24 protein-coding genes and 1 pseudogene are annotated in these 21,932 nt (G+C 71.4%); 7 read left to right on the forward strand and 18 right to left on the reverse strand.

Annotation, left to right across the window (positions count from 1 at the left end):
* Positions 1 to 16 precede the first annotated feature (16 nt).
* From M4D82_RS07115 to M4D82_RS07130, 4 genes and pseudogenes are all read right to left on the reverse strand, one after another.
* A complete protein-coding gene (locus M4D82_RS07115) occupies positions 17 to 886 on the reverse strand; it encodes a MetQ/NlpA family ABC transporter substrate-binding protein (protein ID WP_249765223.1) in 870 nt (289 codons plus the stop codon).
* A 103-nt stretch (positions 887 to 989) separates the two neighbouring features.
* The gene (locus M4D82_RS07120) at positions 990 to 1,658 is read right to left on the reverse strand and encodes a methionine ABC transporter permease (RefSeq protein WP_249765224.1); all 669 of its coding nucleotides are present in this window, start codon (positions 1,656 to 1,658) and stop codon (positions 990 to 992) included.
* Positions 1,655 to 2,728 (reverse strand): methionine ABC transporter ATP-binding protein, encoded by a 1,074-nt coding sequence (locus tag M4D82_RS07125; protein ID WP_249765225.1) that lies wholly within the window; start codon positions 2,726 to 2,728, stop codon positions 1,655 to 1,657. The genes M4D82_RS07120 and M4D82_RS07125 overlap by 4 nt, the downstream gene beginning before the upstream one ends.
* A 366-nt stretch (positions 2,729 to 3,094) precedes the next feature.
* Positions 3,095 to 3,280: pseudogene (locus tag M4D82_RS07130) on the reverse strand (HAD family hydrolase); the annotation flags it as partial.
* Between the two features lie 71 nt (positions 3,281 to 3,351).
* On the opposite strand from M4D82_RS07130, the gene M4D82_RS07135 reads away from it, so the two are divergent.
* Together M4D82_RS07135 and M4D82_RS07140 are read left to right on the forward strand one after the other, a co-directional pair.
* Positions 3,352 to 3,720 (forward strand): hypothetical protein, encoded by a 369-nt coding sequence (locus M4D82_RS07135; RefSeq protein ID WP_249765226.1) that lies wholly within the window; start codon positions 3,352 to 3,354, stop codon positions 3,718 to 3,720.
* On the forward strand, positions 3,713 to 4,129 hold the full coding sequence (locus M4D82_RS07140; protein WP_249765227.1) for a hypothetical protein: 417 nt from the start codon (positions 3,713 to 3,715) through the stop codon (positions 4,127 to 4,129). Before M4D82_RS07135 ends, M4D82_RS07140 begins: the two co-directional genes overlap by 8 nt.
* A 63-nt stretch (positions 4,130 to 4,192) precedes the next feature.
* Here the strand turns inward: M4D82_RS07140 and M4D82_RS07145 are convergent, their stop codons facing one another.
* The 3 genes from M4D82_RS07145 to M4D82_RS07155 form a co-directional block, all read right to left on the reverse strand.
* Entirely contained in the window at positions 4,193 to 4,696 is a 504-nt protein-coding gene (locus M4D82_RS07145; RefSeq protein WP_249765228.1) for a GNAT family N-acetyltransferase, read from the reverse strand.
* 37 nt (positions 4,697 to 4,733) lie between these two features.
* Positions 4,734 to 5,261: a sigma-70 family RNA polymerase sigma factor gene (locus M4D82_RS07150; RefSeq protein ID WP_249765229.1), complete on the reverse strand. Its 528-nt coding sequence runs from the start codon at positions 5,259 to 5,261 to the stop codon at positions 4,734 to 4,736.
* 73 nt (positions 5,262 to 5,334) lie between these two features.
* Positions 5,335 to 6,522, reverse strand: coding sequence for a glycerophosphodiester phosphodiesterase (locus tag M4D82_RS07155; RefSeq protein WP_249765230.1), 1,188 nt, complete (start codon positions 6,520 to 6,522; stop codon positions 5,335 to 5,337).
* Positions 6,523 to 6,821: 299 nt separating this feature from the next.
* On the opposite strand from M4D82_RS07155, the gene M4D82_RS07160 reads away from it, so the two are divergent.
* Positions 6,822 to 7,451, forward strand: a complete 630-nt coding sequence (locus tag M4D82_RS07160) for a lysophospholipid acyltransferase family protein (RefSeq protein ID WP_249765231.1) — start codon at positions 6,822 to 6,824, stop codon at positions 7,449 to 7,451.
* Positions 7,452 to 7,491: 40 nt separating this feature from the next.
* Here M4D82_RS07160 and M4D82_RS07165 read toward each other — a convergent pair whose 3' ends face one another.
* The 3 genes from M4D82_RS07165 to M4D82_RS07175 all read right to left on the reverse strand — a co-directional run bounded on the left by M4D82_RS07165 (position 7,492) and on the right by M4D82_RS07175 (position 11,137).
* On the reverse strand, positions 7,492 to 8,967 hold the full coding sequence (locus M4D82_RS07165; protein WP_249765232.1) for a bactofilin family protein: 1,476 nt from the start codon (positions 8,965 to 8,967) through the stop codon (positions 7,492 to 7,494).
* Positions 8,968 to 9,044: 77 nt separating this feature from the next.
* Positions 9,045 to 10,589 carry an MFS transporter gene (locus M4D82_RS07170; protein WP_249765233.1) on the reverse strand — a complete coding sequence of 515 codons (1,545 nt, stop codon included), beginning with the start codon at positions 10,587 to 10,589 and terminating at the stop codon, positions 9,045 to 9,047.
* Positions 10,589 to 11,137: a TetR/AcrR family transcriptional regulator gene (locus M4D82_RS07175; RefSeq protein WP_249765234.1), complete on the reverse strand. Its 549-nt coding sequence runs from the start codon at positions 11,135 to 11,137 to the stop codon at positions 10,589 to 10,591. The genes M4D82_RS07170 and M4D82_RS07175 overlap by 1 nt, the downstream gene beginning before the upstream one ends.
* An 89-nt stretch (positions 11,138 to 11,226) precedes the next feature.
* Between M4D82_RS07175 and M4D82_RS07180 the strand changes: the two genes are divergently transcribed.
* The gene (locus M4D82_RS07180; protein WP_249765235.1) at positions 11,227 to 11,727 is read left to right on the forward strand and encodes an HAD domain-containing protein; all 501 of its coding nucleotides are present in this window, start codon (positions 11,227 to 11,229) and stop codon (positions 11,725 to 11,727) included.
* Positions 11,728 to 11,845: 118 nt separating this feature from the next.
* Here the strand turns inward: M4D82_RS07180 and argH are convergent, their stop codons facing one another.
* Both argH and M4D82_RS07190 read right to left on the reverse strand, forming a co-directional pair.
* Positions 11,846 to 13,273: an argininosuccinate lyase gene (argH, locus tag M4D82_RS07185; protein WP_249765236.1), complete on the reverse strand. Its 1,428-nt coding sequence runs from the start codon at positions 13,271 to 13,273 to the stop codon at positions 11,846 to 11,848.
* A 107-nt stretch (positions 13,274 to 13,380) separates the two neighbouring features.
* Positions 13,381 to 14,574 carry an argininosuccinate synthase gene (locus M4D82_RS07190; RefSeq protein ID WP_249765237.1) on the reverse strand — a complete coding sequence of 398 codons (1,194 nt, stop codon included), beginning with the start codon at positions 14,572 to 14,574 and terminating at the stop codon, positions 13,381 to 13,383.
* Between the two features lie 176 nt (positions 14,575 to 14,750).
* On the opposite strand from M4D82_RS07190, the gene M4D82_RS07195 reads away from it, so the two are divergent.
* The 3 genes from M4D82_RS07195 (at position 14,751) to M4D82_RS07205 (ending at position 16,476) form a co-directional block, all read left to right on the forward strand.
* On the forward strand, positions 14,751 to 14,987 hold the full coding sequence (locus M4D82_RS07195) for a hypothetical protein (RefSeq protein WP_249765238.1): 237 nt from the start codon (positions 14,751 to 14,753) through the stop codon (positions 14,985 to 14,987).
* A gap of 193 nt (positions 14,988 to 15,180) precedes the next feature.
* Positions 15,181 to 15,756: a pyridoxamine 5'-phosphate oxidase family protein gene (locus M4D82_RS07200; RefSeq protein WP_249765239.1), complete on the forward strand. Its 576-nt coding sequence runs from the start codon at positions 15,181 to 15,183 to the stop codon at positions 15,754 to 15,756.
* A gap of 6 nt (positions 15,757 to 15,762) precedes the next feature.
* The gene (locus M4D82_RS07205; RefSeq protein WP_502989053.1) at positions 15,763 to 16,476 is read left to right on the forward strand and encodes a L,D-transpeptidase family protein; all 714 of its coding nucleotides are present in this window, start codon (positions 15,763 to 15,765) and stop codon (positions 16,474 to 16,476) included.
* A 35-nt stretch (positions 16,477 to 16,511) separates the two neighbouring features.
* Here the strand turns inward: M4D82_RS07205 and M4D82_RS07210 are convergent, their stop codons facing one another.
* The 6 genes from M4D82_RS07210 to M4D82_RS07235 form a co-directional block, all read right to left on the reverse strand.
* Positions 16,512 to 17,075, reverse strand: coding sequence for an arginine repressor (locus M4D82_RS07210; protein ID WP_249765240.1), 564 nt, complete (start codon positions 17,073 to 17,075; stop codon positions 16,512 to 16,514).
* A 7-nt stretch (positions 17,076 to 17,082) separates the two neighbouring features.
* Positions 17,083 to 18,273: an acetylornithine transaminase gene (locus tag M4D82_RS07215; RefSeq protein WP_249765241.1), complete on the reverse strand. Its 1,191-nt coding sequence runs from the start codon at positions 18,271 to 18,273 to the stop codon at positions 17,083 to 17,085.
* A complete protein-coding gene (argB, locus tag M4D82_RS07220; RefSeq protein WP_249765242.1) occupies positions 18,270 to 19,208 on the reverse strand; it encodes an acetylglutamate kinase in 939 nt (312 codons plus the stop codon). Before argB ends, M4D82_RS07215 begins: the two co-directional genes overlap by 4 nt.
* Positions 19,205 to 20,377 carry a bifunctional glutamate N-acetyltransferase/amino-acid acetyltransferase ArgJ gene (gene argJ, locus M4D82_RS07225; RefSeq protein WP_249765243.1) on the reverse strand — a complete coding sequence of 391 codons (1,173 nt, stop codon included), beginning with the start codon at positions 20,375 to 20,377 and terminating at the stop codon, positions 19,205 to 19,207. The genes argB and argJ overlap by 4 nt, the downstream gene beginning before the upstream one ends.
* Positions 20,374 to 21,402 (reverse strand): N-acetyl-gamma-glutamyl-phosphate reductase, encoded by a 1,029-nt coding sequence (argC, locus tag M4D82_RS07230; protein ID WP_249765244.1) that lies wholly within the window; start codon positions 21,400 to 21,402, stop codon positions 20,374 to 20,376. The genes argJ and argC overlap by 4 nt, the downstream gene beginning before the upstream one ends.
* 104 nt (positions 21,403 to 21,506) lie before the next feature.
* On the reverse strand, positions 21,507 to 21,911 hold the full coding sequence (locus tag M4D82_RS07235) for a hypothetical protein (protein ID WP_249765245.1): 405 nt from the start codon (positions 21,909 to 21,911) through the stop codon (positions 21,507 to 21,509).
* Positions 21,912 to 21,932: the final 21 nt, after the last annotated feature.

Below are 21,932 nucleotides of genomic sequence, written 5' to 3' on the forward strand. Positions count from 1 at the left end.
GCCAATTGGCGGTTCGTCAGGAAGCGGCCGGGGTGCCGAAGGCCGGGGTGACCGAGCCCTGGTACTTCTCCTCGATGAACTTCTTGACCTCGTCGGAGTTCAGGAGCTTGGCGAGCTTCTGGACGCGCGGGTCGTTCTGCTTGCCTTCCTTGACGGCGAGGAAGTTGGCGTACGGGTTGCCCTCGGCCTTCTCCAGGACCAGGGCGTCCTTGACGGGCGAGAGGTTGGCCTCCAGGGCGTAGTTGCCGTTGATGATCGCGGCGTCCACGTCGTTCAGGGCGCGGGGGACCGTGGCGGCCTCCAGCTCCTTGAACTCCAGGCCCTTCTTGTCGGTGATGTCGGAGAGCTTGGCGCTGGTGCCGACGCCGTCCTTGAGCGTGATGAGGTTGTTCGCGGCGAGCAGCTGGAGCGCGCGGCCCTCGTTGGTGGTGTCGTTGGGGACGGCGATGGTCTGGCCGGCCTTGATGTCGGTGAGGGCCTTGACCTTCTTGGAGTAGAGGCCGAGGGGCTCCAGGTGCACGTTCACGACGGGCACGATGTGGGTGCCGTTCTTCTTGTTGAAGTCGTCGAGGTACGGCTTGTGCTGGAAGTAGTTGCCGTCGACCTGGCCCTGCTCGGTGGCGGTGTTGGGCAGGACGTAGTCCGTGAACTCCTTCACCTCCAGCTTGAGGCCGTCCTTCGCCGCGAGCTTGTCCTTGACGAAGTTCAGGATGTCGGCGTGGGGGCTCGGGGAGGCCGCGATGACCAGCGGCTTGCTCTCGTCGACCTTGCCGCCGTCGGTCTGGGCGGAGGAGGACGGGTCCGAGGAGCTGCCGCAGGCGGTGAGGCCGAGGGCGAGCGCGGCGGACGCGGCGGCGAAAGCGGTGAGCTTGATGTTCTTGCGCACGAAGAGTGCCTTTCTTGCGGTACGGGTCCTGGTGGGACCCGCTGGTGGTGGCCCAAGCACGACAAGTGCGGGCTCTCTTGGGGGGTGAAACGGGGGGGTTGGTTCAGGCTGTCCGGCCGCGGCGGGCGAGGACGCGAACCACGCCGTCACCGATGAGCTGGATCACCGTGACGAGCGCGATCAGCACGACGACGGTGGCGACCATGAAGCCGGTCTCGAAGCGCTGGAAGCCGTAGGTGATGGCCTTGGAGCCGAGGCCCTCGCCGCCGACCGCGCCGGCCATGGCGGAGTAGCCGACCAGGGTGATGACGGTGGTGGTGACGGCGGCGACCAGCGAGGGCAGGGCCTGCGGGAGGAGCACCTTGCCGACGAGGGTCGGGATGCCGCCGCCCATCGACTCGACGGCCTCGATCAGGCCGTGGTCCACCTCGCGGACGGCCGTCTCGACGAGGCGGGCGAAGAAGGGGATCGCGCCGATGGCGAGCGGGACGATCATGGCGGTAGGGCCGATGAAGGTGCCCACGACGGCCGTGGTGACCGGGATCAGGGCGATCAGCAGGATGATGAACGGCAGCGAGCGGCCGACGTTCACGATCACGCCGAGGACCTTGTTGAGCGGCCGGTTCTGAAGGAGGCCGCCCTTGTCGGTGAGGACGAGGAGGATGCCGATGGGCAGTCCGCCGAGGACGGTCACCACGGTGGACCACAGGACCATGTAGAGGGTGTCGTACGTGCCCTGGGTGAGCAGGGGCTGCATTTCGGACCAGGTCACTTGGCACCGTCCTTGACCAGCGCGGCCAGTTCGTCGTCGATCGCGTCGGCCGCGTCGGTCTGCTCGTCCCCGTCGACCACGTCCACCTGGAGCCCCTGCTCGCGCAGGAAGCCGACGGGCACGACGTTGTCCTCGTAGCGGCCGGGGAGCTCGATGCGCATGCGGCCGATCTGGCGGCCGGCGACGGTGTCCATCGCGGCGCCCAGGATCGAGATGTCGATGTTGTACGTGCGCGAGAGCTGCGAGATGACCGGCTGGGTGGCGGCCTCGCCGTGGAAGGTGACGTCGACCACGGTGTGGTCGGGGCCGGTGGCGCTCCCGCTGACCGGGAAGAGTTCGCCGGCCAGCTCGGAGCCGGGAGTGGCGAGCAGTTCGGCGACGGTGCCGGATTCGATGATCCGGCCCCGCTTCATCAGGGCGGCGGAGTCGCAGACGGCCTTGACGACGTCCATCTCGTGCGTGATGAGCAGGACGGTCAGGCCGAGCTGCCGGTTCAGGTCGCGCAGCAGCTGGAGGATCGAGCGGGTGGTCTCCGGGTCGAGGGCGCTGGTGGCCTCGTCGGAGAGCAGCACCTTGGGGTCGCCGGCCAGGGCGCGGGCGATCCCGACGCGCTGCTTCTGACCGCCGGAGAGCTGGGTGGGGTAGGCCTTGGCCTTGTCGGCGAGGCCGACGAGGTCGAGGAGTTCCAGGGCCTTGCGGGAGCGTTCGCGGCCGGAGACGCCGAGGATTTCCAGGGGCAGTTCGATGTTGGCCTGCACCGTGCGCGAGGACAGCAGGTTGAAGTGCTGGAAGACCATGCCGATGCGGCTGCGGGCCTCGCGGAGCTCCTTGCCGGCGCGGCGGCCGCGACCGGCGAGCGCGGTGAGGTCGACGCCGTCGACGGTCACGGTGCCGGTGGTGGGGCGCTCCAGCAGGTTCACGCAGCGGATGAGGGAGGACTTGCCGGCGCCGCTCTGGCCGATGACTCCGTAGACCTCGCCCTCCCGGACGTGCAGGTCGACGCCGTCCAGGGCGGTGACCTCACGGCCACGGGACTGGTAGACCTTCGTGAGGCCCGATGTGGTGATCACAGGATTTCCGTCGCTGTCGAGTGCACGGCGCAGCGGGTGCCGGGCACGGGGCAAACATCTGGGGACGCGATACGGGTCGAACCGTCACAAAAAGCCGGGGTCGACGCGTGCGCGGGGCAGGAGCGGTCCGTGGTGCGTGGACAGGCTCGGGCCGGTCTCGCTTCGGGGCGCGAGATAGCGGGGAAGGGGCCCTCAGAAGGCGCACATTCGACACATACAACGAGCACCGGGCGTCATCGTCGCCTCGGTCGCAAGGGTGCGGCTGCTCGTCGTGGTCATGGGCCCCAGTAAAGCAGACCGTACGACTCACCGATCAAAACTGTCCGGATAGCGGACAGGTTTTCGCCGGATCGCGGACACCCACGGTCACCTCGGGTCGCGCGTCTCCAGCCTCACTCCGGCTTCCCCGACCTGTGCGGACACGGCCGACACGGCCGACAGGTCCTCGACGATCACGTGGGCGTCGAGTTCGGCGGCGGTGTGCGTTGTGGTCAAGGCCACGGTCCGCGTGCCGGCCGCGCGCCCGGCGGCGAGGCCGGCGGGTGCGTCCTCGACCTCCTCCAGGAAAGCGCGCACCCAGGGGTGGGCGCATCGGGTCTTTCGGCCCGTAATACCCTCGCTGCATGCTCGACGCCCTGACGGTCGCCATCGGTGCGGCCGCCCTCGCCCTCGCCGCCTGGTGCGGCCACGCCGCATGGCGGGACCAGCCGACCAAGGACTGGCACTTCATCGGCATGGCCGTGGTGACCGTCCTGGTCCTGGCCCAGCTGGTGGTCGGCCTGGTCCAGCTGGCCCGCGGCGAGAAGCCCGGCCAGGGCACGGTGATCTTCGTGGCCTACCTGCTGGGCGCCTTCGCGGCGGTCCCGGCAGCCGGGATGCTCTCGCTGAGCGAGCGGACCAAGTGGGGGTCGGTGACGGTGGCCGCCGGCGCGGTCGTCCTCGCCGTCCTCGAAGTACGCCTCTACGACATCTGGGGAAGCACCGGTGCCTGACACGACGACCGCCACGCCCGAGGGCCGCGGGCGCCTCGTCTCCGGCCCGGGGCTGCTGCTGGTGTGGGTCTACGGAGTCATGGTGGTCGGCGCCGTCTCGCGCTCGGCCTACCAGATCTCCACCGAGTTCGACCGGGCGCCGCTGGCGTACTCGCTGTCCGCCGCGGCGGCCCTGGCCTACGCCTTCATCACGTACTCGCTGGTGCGCGGCGGGGAGCGGGCCCGCAAGGTGGCGCTGCTGTGCTGCGGCGTCGAGCTGGCCGGTGTGCTGGCCGTCGGCACCTGGACGCTGGCACGTCCGGAGGCCTTCCCGGACGCGACCGTGTGGTCCGACTTCGGGATGGGCTACCTGTTCATCCCGGTGATCCTGCCGATCACCGGGATGCTGTGGCTGCGCGCCAAGCGGTAGGCGGCCGAACGGCGCACAGCCCAACGGCGGACAGCCCGCGGCGGACAGCCCGCCGCGGACAGGTCAGGCGCTGACCGCGAAGTCGGTCGCGTCGGCTTCCTTCTCCAGGATGACCAGGTGCACGCCGTCGGAGGCGGTGCGGTTGCCGACCGCGAGGTAGCCCGCCTTGCGGTACATGCGCAGGTTGGCCTCGCTCTTGACGCCGGTGTGCAGACGGAAGCGGGTGGTTCCGGCCTGGCCGGCCAGGGACGCCTCCACCGAACGCAGCAGCCGGGCCCCGAGTCCGTGGCCCTGCATCCGGGGGTGCACGCACAGCTTGGCGATGCTGGCCGTGCCGTCCTCGCCGAGGCTCCCGCGCACCGCTCCGACGACCTCGTCGCCGAGCCGGGCCACCAGGACGGTGTCCCCGGCCAGCTCGGCTTTGAGGGAGTCCAGGGACTGGGTGAGCGGCTGGATGAGGTAGTTGCCGTAGAGCTCGGCCTCCCGCTGGAACGCCAGATACTGCAGCTTGAAGATCTGCTCGGCGTCTTCGGCGGTCGCCGCCGAAATGGTCACGCTCATGCCCATGTGCGCATGCCTCCCGCTCACCTGGTAGCCCTGTGGTCTACCGCTCCCTTCCCCGCAGGCCAGGAGCCGCAACCTCTGCAGCCAGCATTCTGCGCAGACATCCCAGGCAACGGGAACGGACAGGCCCCAAACTTCCTTGTGAGATACCCAACTCTCCTGCGATTTCACGGTAGGTGAGGTCTCTGGGCGAAAGAAGTGCCCTTATCAGTTCCGGGCAACGCCCCGGCAATCGGGCGACCGCCGATCGGAGGGCCCGGTTCTCCTCGCCGTGCAGCAGGGCGCCCTCCGGCTCGCCGGCCACGTCCCCCGGGGTGGCTCCGTAGGGGATCTCGCGTCGTGCCCGGCGCCGGGCGAGCCGGGCCTCCGCGCGCACCGCGCGCCGTATCCAGCGGGCCCGGCCCGTGGGGTCGGCTTCGCGCGGGCCGCGCTCCAGGAGCCTGACCCAGACGGCTTGTTCCAGGTCGGCGGGGTCCACTCCGGCGGCCGGGGCCTCGGCCTCGGCCTCGGCGGAGAGCAGCGGGCCCAACTCGTCGTAGAGGTCGGCCTTCACCTTCAGCAGGTCCATGCCGGGCGGGACGCGGGCGGCGGGCCGGGCGGTTTCCCCGCCGGGCCCGGCCCACTCGTACGGGAACCCGTGCCTAGCGGTTGACGGCGCGGCCCGGCCGGAAGTCCTCGGCGGCGAGCAGGCCCGTGTCCGGGTGGTCGGTGAAGATGCCGTCGATGCCCAGCTCGAAGTAGCGTCGCAGGGCCCCGAGGGCGTCCCCGTAGGCGGCCGGGTCGGTGCCCTTGCGGTACTCGGCGGGCAGGAAGCTGTTCTCGTTGCGCGCCGTGTAGGGGTGCAGGATCAGGCCGCGGGCGTGGGCGTCGCGCACCAGCGTGGTCGGGGCGGCGAGCTTGCCGGCCGCGTCGCGGGGCACGACGAGGTCGAGGGTGGGGCCGATGCCCTGGGCGAAGCCGGAGATCCACTTCAGGCCCTCGGGCTTGACCAGGTCGGCGACGGTACGCGGGTCCTTGGCCACCTCGAAGTCCCAGGGCCGGGTGTGCGCGGCCGACAGCAGCACCACGCGCGGCGCGGACACGAGCCGGGAGAGCCGCTGGATGCTGGAGGGCTCGAAGGACTGGAGGAAGACGGCGGCGTCGCGGCCGTCGCGGCGGAAGCGGCGCAGGAGCTTGGCGAGCGGCTCCTCCAGTCCGAGGCCGAGGCCGCGGAAGTAGGTGGGGTGCTTGGTCTCGACGTGCAGCCAGACGCGGCGGTCGCGCCGGCGGCCCTCGCGTTCGGCCCAGCGCAGGACCTCTTCGAACGTGGGAACGGCCCAGCGGCCGTCGTAGAGCGTGTTGCGCTGCCGGAGGGCGGGGATGCGTTCCTTCGCGCGCAGGGTCTTCAGCTCGGCGAGGGTGAAGTCCTCGGTGAACCAGCCGGTGACGGAGACGCCGTCGATGGTCTTGGTGGTGCGCCGGGAGGCGAAGGCGGGGTGGTCGGCGACGTCGGTGGTGCCGCCGATCTCGTTCTCGTGGCGGCAGACGAGATGACCGTCCTTGGTGGGGACGAGGTCCTGCTCGATGACGTCGGCGCCGAGGTCGAGGGCGAGTTGATAGGAGCCGAGGGTGTGCTCGGGGCGGTAGCCGCTCGCACCCCGATGACCTATCACCGTCGGGGAGGGCAGGTCCCGGTAGCCGCCCTCGCGGCCGTCGTCGTGTCCGCCGGCCGCCCGCGAGTCGGCGGTCACGGCGGAGGCGGTCGTGGCCGCCAGGCCGGTCATGCCGGCTCCGGCCGCCAGGACGGCCGCGCCCAGTACCGTGCGCCGCGCTGCCCCACCCTGTGTCATGAGTGCCACTCCTTGGTTTCGAAGGGCCTCGGTCCCGGGATCCGCCGGTTCCGTCCGGCCCGGATCGGGATGCGATCGTAGGCAGGCGGAGGTGGCGTGGCGGCGGTCTGCGCCGGAACATGGCGGAAACACACGTCAACACCGCGTATCCACTGCGTGAACCCGATGTGCGATCAGTGGTGACCCGCGAGTATCGTCCTCACCTGCACTACCGCTGTGTGGTGCGAAAGCCGCTTTTCGATGCCGGAGGGCTCACGTTGTTCCGTACCGCGCTCATCAAAGCCACTGTCGGACCGGTCATGCGCATGATGTTCCCCACCCGGGTGGAGGGCATCGAGAACATTCCGGGCACCGGTCCGGTGATCCTGGCGGGCAACCACCTCACCTTCATCGACTCGATGATCCTGCCGCTCGTCTGTGACCGCACGGTCCACTTCATCGGCAAGGACGAGTACGTGACGGGCAAGGGCCTCAAGGGTCGCCTGATGGCGTGGTTCTTCACCGGATCGGGCATGATCCCGGTGGACCGCGACGGGGCCAACGGCGGAGTCGCCGCGCTGATGACGGGCCGCCGGATCCTGGAGGAGGGCAAGATCTTCGGGATCTACCCCGAGGGCACCCGCTCCCCCGACGGTCGCCTCTACCGGGGCCGTACCGGCATCGCCCGCCTCACCCTGATGACCGGCGCCCCGGTGGTCCCGTTCGCGGTGATCGGCACCGACAAGCTCCAGCCCGGCGGCGCCGGCATGCCGCGCCCGGGGCGGGTCACCGTCCGCTTCGGCGAGCCGATGGAGTTCTCCCGCTACGAGGGCATGGACCGCGACCGCTACGTGCTGCGGGCCGTCACCGACTCGGTGATGGCCGAGGTCATGCGACTGTCGGGCCAGGAGTACGTGGACATGTACGCCACCAAGGCCAAGGCGGCCTGACCCGGGGTCACGACCGACCCGGCGTCACGACCGACCCGGTTCACTGGCGGCTCAGTGACCGGCTGACCCCCGCCGCCGTCGTGGTGGCGAGGACCCAGCCGGTCACGATCAGCAGGTACGACAGCCACTGGTACCAGCCGCTCGGCGCGAAGGCGTTCTCCTGCCCGAAGCCGACGATCGGCAGCATCAGGTCGATGGTGTAGAAGACCGGGTTGAAGTCGGGGGCCTCCCCCGCCTTGATCTCGCGGGGCGGCCGCAGTCCGTACGCGACCGTGCCCGTCACCAGCAGCGCCAGCAGCCAGCCCGCCGCCCGCAGCGGCCGGAAGCCGTACCCGACGGTGACGTCCTGGAGCAGTCCCCAGGCCCGGCTGTGCCGGGGCTGGGTGCGCCGGTGGCGGCGGAGTTTGGCGAGCTGGACGGTACGGGCGGAGGCCTCGTCGCCCACCGTGCGGTAGGCGGCGGCCAACTGCTCGTAGGCGTACGGCAGATAGCCGTCCTCCTCGCGTTCCGGCAGCGGTACCCGCTCCTCGGCGGGCAGGTGCGGGTGCAGCAGCCGGTAGGTGAGCCCGTCCATGCGGACCACGGGCGGCCAGACCGACGGCTCGGCCCACAGCAGGTCGAGCCGGCTGCGACGCAGGTTCACGACGCCGTCGATGGTGGGGCACTTGCGCAGCCAGAACTCCGCGATGTCGGCCGAGCTGGCGCGCAGCGCCACGCCACCCGGGTTGGACAGGTGCGCCCGGCTCAGGATGAGCTGGCCGGGGACGCGGGCGCCGGTGAGGTTGACCATGCCTTCGGCGTGCAGCTCGTTGGCGCGTACGTCGCTGCCGACGGTGAGGGTCTCGGCGTGCAGGGCGATGCCGCCGGGGTTGATCAGCCGGGCGCGGTCGAGGTTGATCTGACCGGCGACGGTGGCTCCGTTGATGCGGAGCTGACCGTGGACGGTGAGGTCCCCGGCGATGATGTCCGTGCCTATCTCGGCGTGGTTGAGCTGCAGCGGCGGCTCGTCGACCTCGTCGGGGAGGCTGCCGGGCCGGATGTCGGCCCCCTGGAGGAAGAGGCCGCCGGTGATCTTCGCGCCGGCGAGCCGGACGGGACCGTTGATCCGGCAGCAGGAGAGCCGCAGGACGACCTCGACGCGGACGGTGGCGGCGGTCAGGCCCGGCAGGGTGGAGTCCCCGAGGACGACGGCGCGCAGCTGGGCCCCGTACATCATGGGTTTGCGTTCGAACCAGCAGACCCGCATCCGGATCGGGTGGTCCACGACCGCGTACTTGAGGTCGAGCTTGCCGACGATCTTCGCACCGTAGAGCTTGAGGCCGGCGACGCGGCCCTCCTCGGCTGAGCCGCCGACGAGCAGGGCGCGCAGCACTTCGGCGCGGACGGTGCGCTCGGGCCCCCAGGAGGCTCCGTCGTGGGAGGTCTCCTCGGGGCTCTCGCGGAAGTCGACGCTCTCGCCGCGCGGGAAGGCCTCCCGGACACGGCGTTCCGCGGGGGTCAGGTCGGTGATCTCCATCGCGCGGATGGTGCCGCGACGGTGATCACGCTGTCAACCCGTCAACTCCGGCCGCACCGAAGCGCCCTGCCGGGGCGTCAGTGCTCGACGCCCTCCTGGAGTTCCTGCCCCTTGAGCAGGAACCAGGCGGCCACCGCCGTGGCCAGCAGGACGGCGGCGCCGACGCCGGAGGCGAGGCGCAGGCCGTCCACGAAGGCCTCCTGGGCCGCGCCGACCATGGTCTGGGCGGTCTGCGGGTCCAGGGCGCGGGCGGCTTCCACGGCGCCGCCGAGCGATTCGTGCGCGGCGTCGGCGACGGGTGCGGGGACCGAGGCCGGGACGGTGAAGCCCTGGTAGACGCCGGTGACGACGGAGCCGAGCAGGGCGATGCCGAGGGCCGCGCCGAGTTCGTAGGCGGTCTCGGAGACGGCCGAGGCGGAACCGGCCTGTTCCTTGGGGACGCTGGAGAGGATCACGTCGGCTGTGACGGTGAAGGAGAAGCCGGCGCCGAGTCCGACGACGAGCAGCGCGGCGCCGAGCAGCGGGTAGCCGGTCTCGCGGTGGATCACGGTGAGCGCGCCGAGGGCCAGGCCGATGGCGGCGAGGCCGCCGGCGACGATGACGCGTACCGAGTACCTGCGGGCGAACCGGCCCGCGACCAGGCCCGTGGCCACCGCGCCGACGGCGGCGGGCAGTTCGGCGAGGCCGGCCTCCAGCGGGTCGCGGCCCTGGACGAGCTGGAGGAACTGGGAGAGGAAGAAGACCAGGCCGGAGAGGCCGAAGACGGTCAGGAGGTCGGCGAGGACGGCGCCGGAGAAGCCGCGGTGCTTGAAGAGCCGCATGTCGAGCAGCGGGGAGGTCAGGGCGAACTGGCGGCGTACGAAGGCGTACAGGCAGGCGGCGCCGAGGGCGGCGGCGATCCAGACGTCCGGGGTGGGGCCGTGGGTGGCGACCTCCTTGATGGCGTACACGACGCCGATGACGCCGACGAGGGACAGGCCGACGCTGACGAGGTCCCAGGGCCCGGCGACCGGGTTCTTGGACTCGGGGAGCAGCCGCATGCCGACGAGGACCAGGGCGATCATCACCGGGAGGTTGATGAGGAAGACCGAGCCCCACCAGAAGTGCTGGAGCAGCGCGCCGCCGACGACGGGTCCGACGGCCGCGCCGGCCGAGGCGGTGGCGCCCCAGATGCCGATGGCGAGGCTGCGTTCGCGCGGGTCGTGGAAGATGTTGCGGATCAGCGCGAGGGTGGACGGCATGAGGGTGGCGCCGGCCACGCCGAGCAGGGCGCGGGCGACGATCATCAACTCGGGGCTGGTGGCGTAGGCGTTCAGGACCGAGACGGCGCCGAACGCGGTGGCGCCGACGAGCAGGAGCTTCTTGCGGCCTATGCGGTCGCCGAGGGAGCCCATGGAGACGAGCAGGCCGGCGATGACGAACGAGTAGATGTCGCCGATCCACAGCAACTGCGTGCCGGACGGCTTGAGGTCCTCGCTGAGGGAGGGCGTGGCGAGACCGAGTACGGTGGCGTCGACGGCGACCAGCAGGACGGCCAGGACGAGCACGGACAGGGCCGCCCAGCGCCCGCGCCCGGTCCCCTCCGCGGCGGTACGCCGGGCCGGCTGTTCGGTTCGGCTCATCACTCCACACTCCGTCGTGCGCCACCGAGCAGCAACTCGGTGATCATGTACTGGAAGTCCTTCGCGGCGACCCGACCGTCCATGACGGCCCAGGCGCAGCTGCCGATGAGGCCGTAGAGGGCCTCGGTGAGCCAGGCGGGGCTCAGGTCGATCCGGATGTCGCCGTCGCTCTGGCCGCGCCGGAAGAGCGCGAGGACGCGGGCGTCGAGGCGGGCCCAGCCCTCGTTGACCTGGTCGCCCTCGAAGAGCTGGTTCTCGGTGACGAGGAAGGCCAGCAGCTCGGCGTTCGGCTCCGCCTCCGCGATGAGCCGCTTCAGGGCCTCCACCGCCGTGCCCTCGTCGAGGCGGGCGTTGTCGAAGGCCTCCTCGAACGCGCGGATGCCGAGGTCTTCGAGGGCCCGTACGAGGGCGTCGCGCCCGGCGAAGTGTCGGTGGAGGGTCGCCCTGCCGATGCCGGCGGCGCGGGCCACCTCGTCCATCGTGGCGGTCGATTTGCGGGAGAGCAGGGCCGCCGCGTCGCGCAGCACCTGGTCACGATCCATAGCCATGAGACAAGCGTAACCCGAATGAGACGCCACTGTCTCATTCGGTCGGAAAATCAGCTGCCTGCAGGCGGCCGGAAGGAAACCCTGATCACATGAAGCCACTGCTGCTGATCGACGTCGACGGCCCCCTGAACCCCTACGGGGCCCAGCCTCAGCGCCGCCCCGAGGGCTACCTCACCCACCGCATGCGCCCCACCGGTTTCACGGAGGGCAAGCCGCTGCGGGTCTGGCTGAACCCCGACCACGGCGCCGAGCTGCTCGCGCTGGCGCGGTGGTACGACCTCGTGTGGGCGACGACCTGGAAGGACGAGGCCAACGACTGGATAGGCCCCCACCTGGGGCTGCCGCGGCTGCCGTTCATCGACTGGCCGGTGATGCACGGCTGGGCGCCGCGCGGCACGTTCTGGAAGACGCAGTACATCCTCCCGTACGCGGCCGGGCGGCCGTTCGCCTGGATCGACGACGACATCACGACCCTGGACCGCGAGTACGTGGACCGGTCGCACCCGGCGCACACGCTGCTGATGCGGATCGACGAGCGGATCGGCCTGACCCGGCCGGACTTCGACGCGCTGGCGGACTGGGCGTCGTAGGCCGGGACGACCGTTGGTCATGCCGAGACCGCTCTCGGAACGAAACGCCGCGGGGGCGGTACGGGCCGATGCTGCCCGTACCGCCCCCGCGGGCGCGCCCCTGCGGGCGTCGTGACGACTACTGCTTGTGGACGGCCCAGGCGTGCTGGATCACCAGGTCCGCCTTCAGCTCGGTGAGCTGGAGCGCGACCGCCGAGGGGGCCGTGCCGCCCCGGCCGTCGCGCGAGGCCAGCGCGCCCCGGACGTTGAGGACCGTACGGACCTCGGGGGTCAGGTGCTCCGAGATCTTCACGAACTGCTCGTCCGTGAGCTGGTCGAGCTCGATGCCCTCGGACTCGCACACCTTGACGCACTCACCGGCCACCTCGTGCGCCACCCGGAACGGCACGCCCTGCTTGACCAGCCACTCCGCGATGTCGGTGGCCAGCGAGAAGCCGGCCGGCGCCAGCTCCTCCATCCGCTCCCGGTTGACCGTGAGGGTGGCCATCATGCCGGTGAAGGCCGGGAGCAGCACTTCGAGGGTGTCGCAGGAGTCGAAGACCGGCTCCTTGTCCTCCTGGAGGTCCCGGTTGTAGGCCAGCGGCAGCGCCTTGAGGGTGGCGAGGAGGCCGGTGAGGTTGCCGATGAGCCGGCCGGACTTGCCGCGCGCCAGCTCCGCGATGTCCGGGTTCTTCTTCTGCGGCATGATCGAGGAGCCGGTGGAGAAGGCGTCGTGGAGGGTGACGAAGGAGAACTCCTTCGTGTTCCACAGGATGATCTCCTCCGCGATCCGCGACAGGTTGATCCCGATCATCGCGGTGACGAAGGCGAACTCGGCGACGAAGTCGCGCGAGGCCGTGCCGTCGATGGAGTTGCCGACCGAGCCCCGCTCGAAGCCGAGGTCGGCGGCGACCGCCTCCGGGTCCAGGCCGAGGGAGGAGCCGGCGAGGGCGCCGGAACCGTACGGGGAGACCGCGGTCCGCGTGTCCCACTGCCGCAGCCGCTCGGCGTCCCGCGAGAGGGACTGGACGTGGGCCAGTACGTGGTGGGCGAACAGGACGGGCTGCGCGTGCTGGAGGTGCGTACGGCCCGGCATCGCCACGTCGGCGTGCGCCTCCGCCAGGCCGACGAGGGCGTCCTGGAGGTCGGCGATCAGGCCGCCGATGATCCGCGCGTGGTCGCGCAGGTACATCCGGAAGAGGGTGGCCACCTGGTCGTTGCGCGAGCGGCCGGCCCGCAGCTTGCCGCCGAGGTCGGGGCCGAGCCGCTCCAACAGGCCCCGCTCCAGGGCGGTGTGGACGTCCTCGTCGGCGATGGTGCCGACGAAGGAGCCGTCGGCCACGTCGGCTTCGAGCCGGTCGAGTCCCGCGATCATGCGGTCGAGTTCCTCGGCCGTGAGCAGGCCCGCCTTGTGCAGCACGCGGGCGTGGGCGCGCGAGCCGGCGATGTCGTACGGCGCCAGGCGCCAGTCGAAGTGGACCGACGCGGACAGCTTCGCGAGGGCCTCCGAAGGGCCGTCGGCGAACCGGCCGCCCCAGAGCCGGACGTCACCGTTGTTGCTGCTCACAGCTACTGCTCCTCATGAGGGTGGGTGTGCGACGGCCTCCCCGCCGCGGAGGTAACGGGGAGGCCGTCTCGGTACTGCGCTGCTGCGCTCCTGCGTGACGACCGGGGTCAGGCCAGGTCGCGGCGGGCGGCGATCTTCGCGGACAGGGCGAAGATGTCGATGAAGCCCTGGGCCTTGGACTGGTCGAAGGTGTCGCCCGAGTCGTAGGTCGCCAGGTTGAAGTCGTAGAGGGACTCCTCCGACTTCCGGCCGGTGACGACGGCGCGGCCGCCGTGGAGGGTCATCCGGATGTCGCCGGTGACGTGCTGGTTGGCCTCGTTGATGAAACCGTCCAGGGCCCGCTTGAGCGGGGAGAACCACAGGCCGTCGTAGACCATCTCGCCCCAGCGCTGCTCGACCTGCCGCTTGTAGCGGGCCAGTTCGCGCTCGACGGTGACGTTCTCCAGCTCCTGGTGGGCGGTGATCAGCGCGATCGCGCCCGGGGCCTCGTACACCTCGCGGGACTTGATGCCGACGAGACGGTCCTCGACCATGTCGATCCGGCCGATGCCCTGGGCGCCGGCGCGCTCGTTGAGCTGCTGGATGGCCTGGAGCACGGTGACGGGCTTGCCGTCGATGGCGACCGGGACGCCCTCCTTGAAGGAGATGACGACCTCGTCGGCCTCGCGGGGGGTGGCCGGGTTCGAGGTGTACTCGTAGATGTCCTCGATCGGCGCGTTCCAGATGTCCTCCAGGAAGCCCGTCTCGACGGCGCGACCGAAGACGTTCTGGTCGATGGAGTACGGGGACTTCTTGGTGGTGGCGATGGGGAGGTCGGCCCGCTCCGCGAAGGCGATGGCCTTGTCGCGGGTCATCGCGTAGTCACGGACCGGGGCGATGCACTTGAGGTCCGGGCCCAGGGCCTGGATGCCGGCCTCGAAGCGGACCTGGTCGTTGCCCTTGCCGGTGCAGCCGTGGGCGACGATGCCGGCGTTGTGCTTCTTCGCGGCGGCGACGAGGTGCTTGACGATGGTCGGCCGGGACAGGGCGGAGACCAGCGGGTACCGGTCCATGTAGAGGGCGTTCGCCTTGATCGCCGGGAGGCAGTACTCGTTGGCGAACTCGTCCTTGGCGTCCGCGACCTCGGCTTCGACGGCACCGCAGGCGAGCGCGCGCTTGCGGATGACGTCCAGGTCCTCGCCGCCCTGGCCGACGTCCACGGCAACGGCGATGACCTCGGCGCCGGTCTCCTCGGCGATCCAGCCGATGGCGACGGAGGTGTCCAGGCCGCCCGAGTAGGCGAGTACGACGCGCTCGGTCACGGGTTTCTCCTTACGGTGCATTCAACGACAGGCATAACTATGCACTACTCCGTATGTTTCGTCAATCGAGAATCGGAGGCATGTCGTCCGCCCCGTCTGACCTGCGGGTATCTCGGGCGACACCGCGGCCGGCGACCGCCTACGCTCCCCCGGAGACACGCGGAGAGGGGCGGAACATGGGCACGACGGGGCGGCGCGGCGCGCGAAGCGGGCGGGCGGTCGTGGAGGCGCTGGAGCGCGGGGAGGAGCCCGCCCCGCACGGCGCGGGCCTCGGCCTCGACGGGCCCGACGCGTGGATCGAGTTCGACCTCACGGTGCGGCGCGTCTGGTCGTACCACCACCCCGTGCCCGACGGCGCCCGCCTGACCTCCTGGAGGACCCCGACCCGGGGCTGCGCCGCATCGCCGAGCTGACGGTGCGTGCGTGGGAGCCGTCGACCTTCGTGCGGGAGGCGGATCGGGCCGTGCTCGGCGGGCTGCTGATGCGCGCGGCGCACCTGTTCGATCCGTTCCGGTTGGCGCGGCGGCTCTCTCGGCTGGGTATCGGGGAGTGGAACCCCCCGAACCCGACCGATCCACCGCGCACAGATCCGACAGAATCGGGGGCATGGGAAAGCTCCACGATCGCATCGACGGCAGGTTGCGCGCGTTCATCGAGGCGCAGCCGATCTTCTTCACCGCGACCGCCCCGCTCGCCGGGGACGGTCATGTCAACCTCTCCCCCAAGGGGCGCGCCGGCACCCTCGTCGTCATCGACGAGCAGACCCTCGCCTACCTGGACTTCGGGGGCAGCGGCGCCGAGACCATCGCCCACGTCCGTGAGAACGGCCGCATCACCCTCATGTGGTGCGCGTTCTCCGGCCCGCCCAACATCGTGCGCGTGCACGGCGAGGGCGAGGCGGTCTTCCGCGACGACCCCCGCTGGGCCGAGCTGGTCGGCCTGTTCGGGGAGGCGGACGGGCCGGCCGCGCGGGCCGTGATCCTCGTCCACGCCCGCCGGATCTCCGACGTGTGCGGGTACGCCGTCCCCTTCATGGAGTACCAGGGCGAGCGCACCCTCCACGCGGAGTACTTCGGCCGCAAGACGGACGAGGAGTTCGCCGAGTACTGCGAGAAGAAGGTCGCCACGAGCCTCGACGGCCTGCCTGCGCTGCCGTTGCCCCTTCCGGCCCGTACGGTCTGACATGTGCTGCGTACCGCTCTGCTGACCGGCTCCCTGGTCCTCGCCGCCCTGTTCCCGCCACCCGTCCTCCCGGACGACTTCCCGTTCGGCCCGCCGCCGCTGCCCGAGCGCCTCGTCGACACCGGCGGCGGCAGCCAGCTGATCACCGCCGTCGCGCCGTCGCCCGGCGCCACGACGGGCCGGCTCACCTGGTGGGACCGGCGCGCGGGCCGCTGGTACGAGGCCGGCCACGCGCCCGCCCGGTTCGGCGCGAAGGGGTTGGCGGAGGGGGAGAGCCGGGTCCAGGGGACGAACACCACCCCGACGGGCCTGTACCCGCTCCCGTACGCCTTCGGCATCGCGCCGGCGCCGGCCGGGACGCGGTACGGGTACCGGCGGGTGACGGACCGTTCCTGGTGGTGCCAGGACAACGCCTCGACGAGCTACAACCGGTGGGTGGAGCCGCTGCCGGCCGACTGCGCGCCGGGCGAGGCCGAGCACCTGGTGACGTACCGGCAGCAGTACGCGCACGCGCTGGTCGTCGCGTTCAACTACGACCGCCCCGTACGCGGCCGGGGCGCGGGCATCTTCGTGCACGTCAACGGCAAGGGGGCGACGGCCGGTTGCGTCTCGGTCCCGGAGCGCGCGATGCGCGCGCTGCTGCGCTGGGCCGACCCGCGCCGCCGCCCGCACCTGGCGATCGGCACGGAGGGCGGCCCGCTGGCGGTGACGCGGTATTAGGGGGTGTCCGGCGGATCAGGGTCGGACGGGCCGGGTCAGCCTTCCTTCTGCGCCAGACGCAGGAGGTGGTCGGCCAGGGCCTGGCCGCCGGCCGGGTCGCGGCTGATCAGCATCAGCGTGTCGTCGCCGGCGATGGTGCCGAGGATCTCGCGCAGTTCCGCCTGGTCGATCGCGGAGGCGAGGAACTGGGCCGCGCCGGGCGGGGTGCGCAGGACCACGAGGTTCGCGGAGGCCTCGGCCGAGATCAGCAGTTCGCCGGAGAGGCGCCGCATGCGCTCCTCCTTCGCCGACTCCCCGAGCGGGGCCTGCGGGGTGCGGAAGCCGCCCTCGCTGGGGACCGCGTAGATCAGCTCGCCACCGGTGTTGCGGATCTTCACCGCGCCCAGCTCGTCGAGGTCGCGGGAGAGCGTCGCCTGGGTGACGCTCAGCCCGTCGTCGGCGAGGAGCTTGGCCAGCTGGCTCTGGGAGCGGACCGGCTGCCGGTTGAGGATGTCCACGATCCGGCGGTGGCGGGCGGTGCGGGTCTGCGGGACGGACGGTCCGCCCACGGCCTCCGTCTGGGGGGACCTCCAGGGCTCGTGTTCCTGCGCCTGACTCATCGTCGTCTCATTCTCCGGATCGTCCCGCTGCGTCGAGGATGCCGGGCAGGGCCCCGACGAACGCGTCGACCTCGGCCTCGGTGATGACGAACGGGGGCATCAACCGCAGGACGTCGGGGGCGGGCGCGTTGACCAGGAATCCGGCTTCCTGAGCCGCCGACTGCGCCTTCTGCGCGAGCGGCTCCGTCAGCACGATACCCAGCAGCAGGCCCGAACCGCGGACGTGGGAGACCAGCGGATGCCCGGAGCCTTCGATTCCGGCGCGCAGCCGCTCGCCGCGGGCCTTGACCCGGTCGAGCAGTCCGTCGGCGGCGATGGTGTCGATCACGGCGAGGCCGGCGGCGCAGGCGACCGGGTTCCCGCCGAAGGTGGTGCCGTGCTGGCCGGGCTGGAGCAGGTCGGCGGTCGGGCCGAAGGCGGCGACGGCGCCGATCGGCAGACCGCCGCCGAGACCCTTCGCGAGCGTGACGAGATCCGGCTCGACGCCCTCGTGGGCCTGGTGCTCGAACCACTGGCCGCAGCGACCGATGCCGGTCTGCACCTCGTCGAGGGCCAGCAGGGTCCCGGTGGCGCGGGTGATCTCGCGGGCGGCCGTGAGGTAGCCGGCGGGCGGGACGACGACGCCGTTCTCGCCCTGGATCGGTTCGATGAGGACGAGCGCCGTCTCCTCGGTGACGGCGGCCCGCAGGGCCTCCACGTCGCCGTACGGGACGTGGGTGACGTCGCCGGGCAGCGGCAGGAAGGGCGCCTGCTTCGCCGGCTGGCCGGTGAGCGCGAGGGCGCCCATGGTCCGGCCGTGGAAGCCGCCGTCGGTGGCGACCATGTGGGTGCGCCCCGTCAACCGGCCGATCTTGAAGACGGCCTCGACGGCCTCGGCGCCGGAGTTGCAGAAGAAAACCCGGCCCTCGCGGCCGAACAGCTGGAGCAGCCGCTCTCCGAGCGCGAGGACGGGCTCGGAGGCGTAGAGGTTCGAGACGTGGCCGAGGGCGGCGATCTGCGTGGAGACGGCCCCGACGATCGCCGGGTGGGCGTGCCCGAGGGCGTTGACGGCGATGCCGCCGACGTAGTCGGTGTACTGCTTGCCGTCCGCGTCCCAGACCTGCGCGCCGGCGCCGCGTACGAGGGCCAGCGCCGGGGTGCCGTAGTTGTTGGTCAGCGCGCCCCGCCAGCGGGCCGCGTAATCCTGGTTGCCGGTCATGCCGCGTCGCCTCCCTTGGCGTTCGAGCCCTTGGCGTTCGAGCCCTGGTCGTCCGGCACGACCATCGTGCCGATGCCCTCGTCGGTGAAGATCTCCAGCAGGATCGAATGCTGCACCCGGCCGTCGATGACGCGGGCGGTGCCGACGCCGCCGCGCACGGCGTGCAGGCAGCCCTCCATCTTGGGCACCATGCCGCTGGACAGCTCGGGCAGCAGCTTCTCCAGTTCGCTGACGGTGAGCCGGCTGATGACCTCGTCGCTGCTCGGCCAGTCCGCGTAGAGGCCCTCGACGTCGGTGAGGACCATCAGCGTCTCGGCGCCGAGCGCGGCGGCGAGCGCGGCGGCGGCGGTGTCGGCGTTCACGTTGTAGACGTGGTGGTCGTCCGCGCTGCGGGCGATCGAGGAGATGACCGGGATGCGGCCGTCCGCGAGGAGGGCCTCGATGGCGCCGGTGTCGATCGCGGTGATCTCGCCGACGCGGCCGATGTCGACGCGTTCGCCGTCGATCTCGGGGGTGTGCTTGGTGGCGGTGATGGTGTGGGCGTCCTCGCCGGTCAGGCCGACGGCGAGGGGGCCGTGCTGGTTGAGCAGCCCGACCAGCTCGCGCTGCACCTGACCCGCCAGGACCATCCGTACGACGTCCATGGCCTCCGGGGTGGTGACCCGCAGACCCGCCTTGAACTCGCTGACCAGCCCCTGCTTGTCGAGCTGGGCGTTGATCTGCGGGCCGCCGCCGTGGACCACGACGGGCCGCAGGCCGGCCTGGCGCAGGAAGACCACGTCCTGGGCGAAGGCGGCCTTCAGGTCCTCGTCGATCATGGCGTTGCCGCCGAACTTGATCACGACGATCTTGCCGTTGTGTCGGGTGAGCCAGGGCAGCGCCTCGATGAGGATCTCGGCCTTGGGCAGGGCGGTGTGCTTCCTCGCGGTCGTCATGAGCTGTAGGCGCTGTTCTCGTGGACGTACTCGGCGGTCAGGTCGTTGGCCCAGATCACGGCGGATGACGAGCCGGTGGACAGGTCGGCGGTGATGCGCACCTCGCGGTCCTTCATCGAGACGAGGTCGCGGTCCTCGCCGACCGAGCCGTTCTTGCAGACCCACACGTCGTTGATGGCGACGTTGAGGTGGTCCGGGTCGAAGGCGGCCTTCGTGGTGCCGATGGCGGAGAGCACCCGGCCCCAGTTCGGGTCCTCGCCGTGGATGGCGCACTTGAGCAGGTTGTTGCGGGCGATGGACCGGCCCACCTCGACGGCGTCGTCCTCGGTGGCCGCGCCGATCACCTCGATGCGGATGTCCTTGCTGGCCCCCTCGGCGTCGCCGATGAGCTGGCGGGCGAGGTCGTCGCAGACGGTCCGTACGGCCGCCGCGAAGTCCTCGTACGCCGGGACGTGGCCGGAGGCGCCGGACGCGAGCAGCAGCACCGTGTCGTTGGTGGACATGCAGCCGTCGGAGTCGACCCGGTCGAAGGTGGTGCGGGTGGCGTCGCGCAGGGCCCGGTCGAGGGTGGCGCTGTCCAGGTCGGCGTCGGTGGTGAGGACGACGAGCATGGTGGCGAGGCCCGGGGCGAGCATGCCCGCGCCCTTGGCCATGCCGCCGACGGTCCAGCCGTCCCGGGTGGCGACGGCCGTCTTGTGCACGGTGTCGGTGGTCTTGATGGCGATGGCGGCGGCCTCGCCGCCGTCGGCGGACAGGGCCGCCACGGCGGTGTCGATGCCGGGCAGGAGCTTGTCCATGGGGAGCAGGACGCCGATGAGCCCGGTGGAGGCGACGGCGACCTCCCCGGCGTTGTGCTCCCCGCCGAGACCGTGCTCGTTGAGCGTGGCCGCGACCTTCTCGGCGGTGGCGTGGGTGTCCTGGAAGCCCTTGGGTCCGGTGCAGGCGTTGGCGCCGCCGGAGTTGAGGACGACCGCGCTGACGGTGCCGCCGCGCAGGACCTGCTCGGACCAGTGCACGGGGGCGGCCTTGACGCGGTTGGAGGTGAAGACGCCCGCTGCGGCCAGTCGCGGCCCCTGGTTGACCACGAGGGCCAGGTCCGGGTTGCCGTTCGCCTTGATCCCGGCGGCGATGCCCGCCGCCGTGAATCCTTGTGCTGCCGTGACGCTCACGGTGCGACTCCGATCGTGGAAAGACCCAGTGCCTCGGGCAGGCCGAGGGCGATGTTCATGCTCTGCACCGCGCCGCCGGCGGTGCCCTTGGTGAGGTTGTCGATGGCGCTGATGGCGATGATCCGCTGGACGGACTCGTCGTAGGCGACCTGGAGGTGGACGGCGTTGGAGCCGTACACCGCCTTGGTGGTGGGCCACGTCCCCGCCGGCAGGAGCCGGACGAACGGCTCGTCGGCGTACGCCTTCTCGTACGCGGCGCGCAGCGACTCGGCGGTGGTGCCGGGGCGCGCCTTGGCCGAGCAGGTGGCGAGGATGCCGCGCGGCATGGGGACGAGGGTGGCGGTGAAGGAGACGGCGACCCGTTCCCCGGCCAGCGGGGAGAGGTTCTGCACCATCTCGGGGGTGTGCCGGTGGACGCCGCCGACGCCGTACGGGGTGACCGTGCCCATGACCTCGGAGCCGAGCAGGTGCGGCTTGAGGGCCTTGCCCGCGCCGGAGGTGCCGGTGGCGGCGACGATCACGGCCTCGGGCTCGGCGAGGCGGGCCTGGTAGGCGGGGTAGAGCGCGAGGGAGACGGCGGTGGGGAAGCAGCCGGGGACGGCGATGCGCTTCGAGCCCTCCAGGGCGGCCCGGCCGCCGGGCAGCTCGGGCAGGCCGTAGGGCCAGGTCCCGGCGTGCGGGGCGCCGTAGAACGCGTCCCAGTCGGCGGAGTCCTTCAGCCGGTGGTCGGCGCCCATGTCGATGACGAGGACGTCCTCGCCGAGCCGGGCGGCGACGGCGGCGGACTGCCCGTGGGGCAGCGCGAGGAAGACGACGTCGTGGCCGGCGAGGACCTCGGGCGTGGTCGCCTCCAACGTCCGGCCCGCGAGCGGCACCAGGTGCGGCTGGAGGTCGCCGAAGGACTGCCCGGCGTTGGAGTTCCCGGTCAGCGCGCCGATCTCCACCTGGGGGTGCGAGAGCAGCAGACGCAGGACTTCCCCGCCCGCGTACCCACTCGCTCCGGCCACCGCTACACGTACCACCATCGGTCCTCCTCCTCGATGGCATGACTATACGTACGCCCGCAGTTTTATGCAAAGGTCTTTCGCCTGACCCACCTCGCCCACCGCGCGCTTCGGCCGCCGGCGGGTCAGCGCCACCACCAGAAGCCGGGAAGGGCCACGATGGCGACCCAGAGGAGGGTCCCCGCCGCGAAGAGCGCGGGGGCCGCCACCGGGCGGCGGCGGGGGTCGGCGGCGCCGGCGGCCCACAGCAGGGGCACCGACAGGGCGAAGGTCCCCAGGCCGATCAGGATCCCGAAGAGGATCCACGGCACCAACACGGCACCCACGACCCCGGCGGTACCCACGAAGGCCGCCCGCCGGCGGTGCAGGAACAGCGGCGACGCCACCGCGGCCGTGGTCAGCCCGATCAGCACCCAGTACCCGTGGCCGTCCACGACGCGACTGAAGCCGATGGCGGGCGGCAGCGGGGCCAGTACGGCGAACAGCACCAGGGCCAACTGCCAGGGATGCGCCGATCCCCTCCGCACCACGCCCCGCCTCCCGCCCCGCCG

Source organism: Streptomyces sp. RerS4 (assembly GCF_023515955.1).
Lineage (GTDB): Bacteria > Actinomycetota > Actinomycetes > Streptomycetales > Streptomycetaceae > Streptomyces.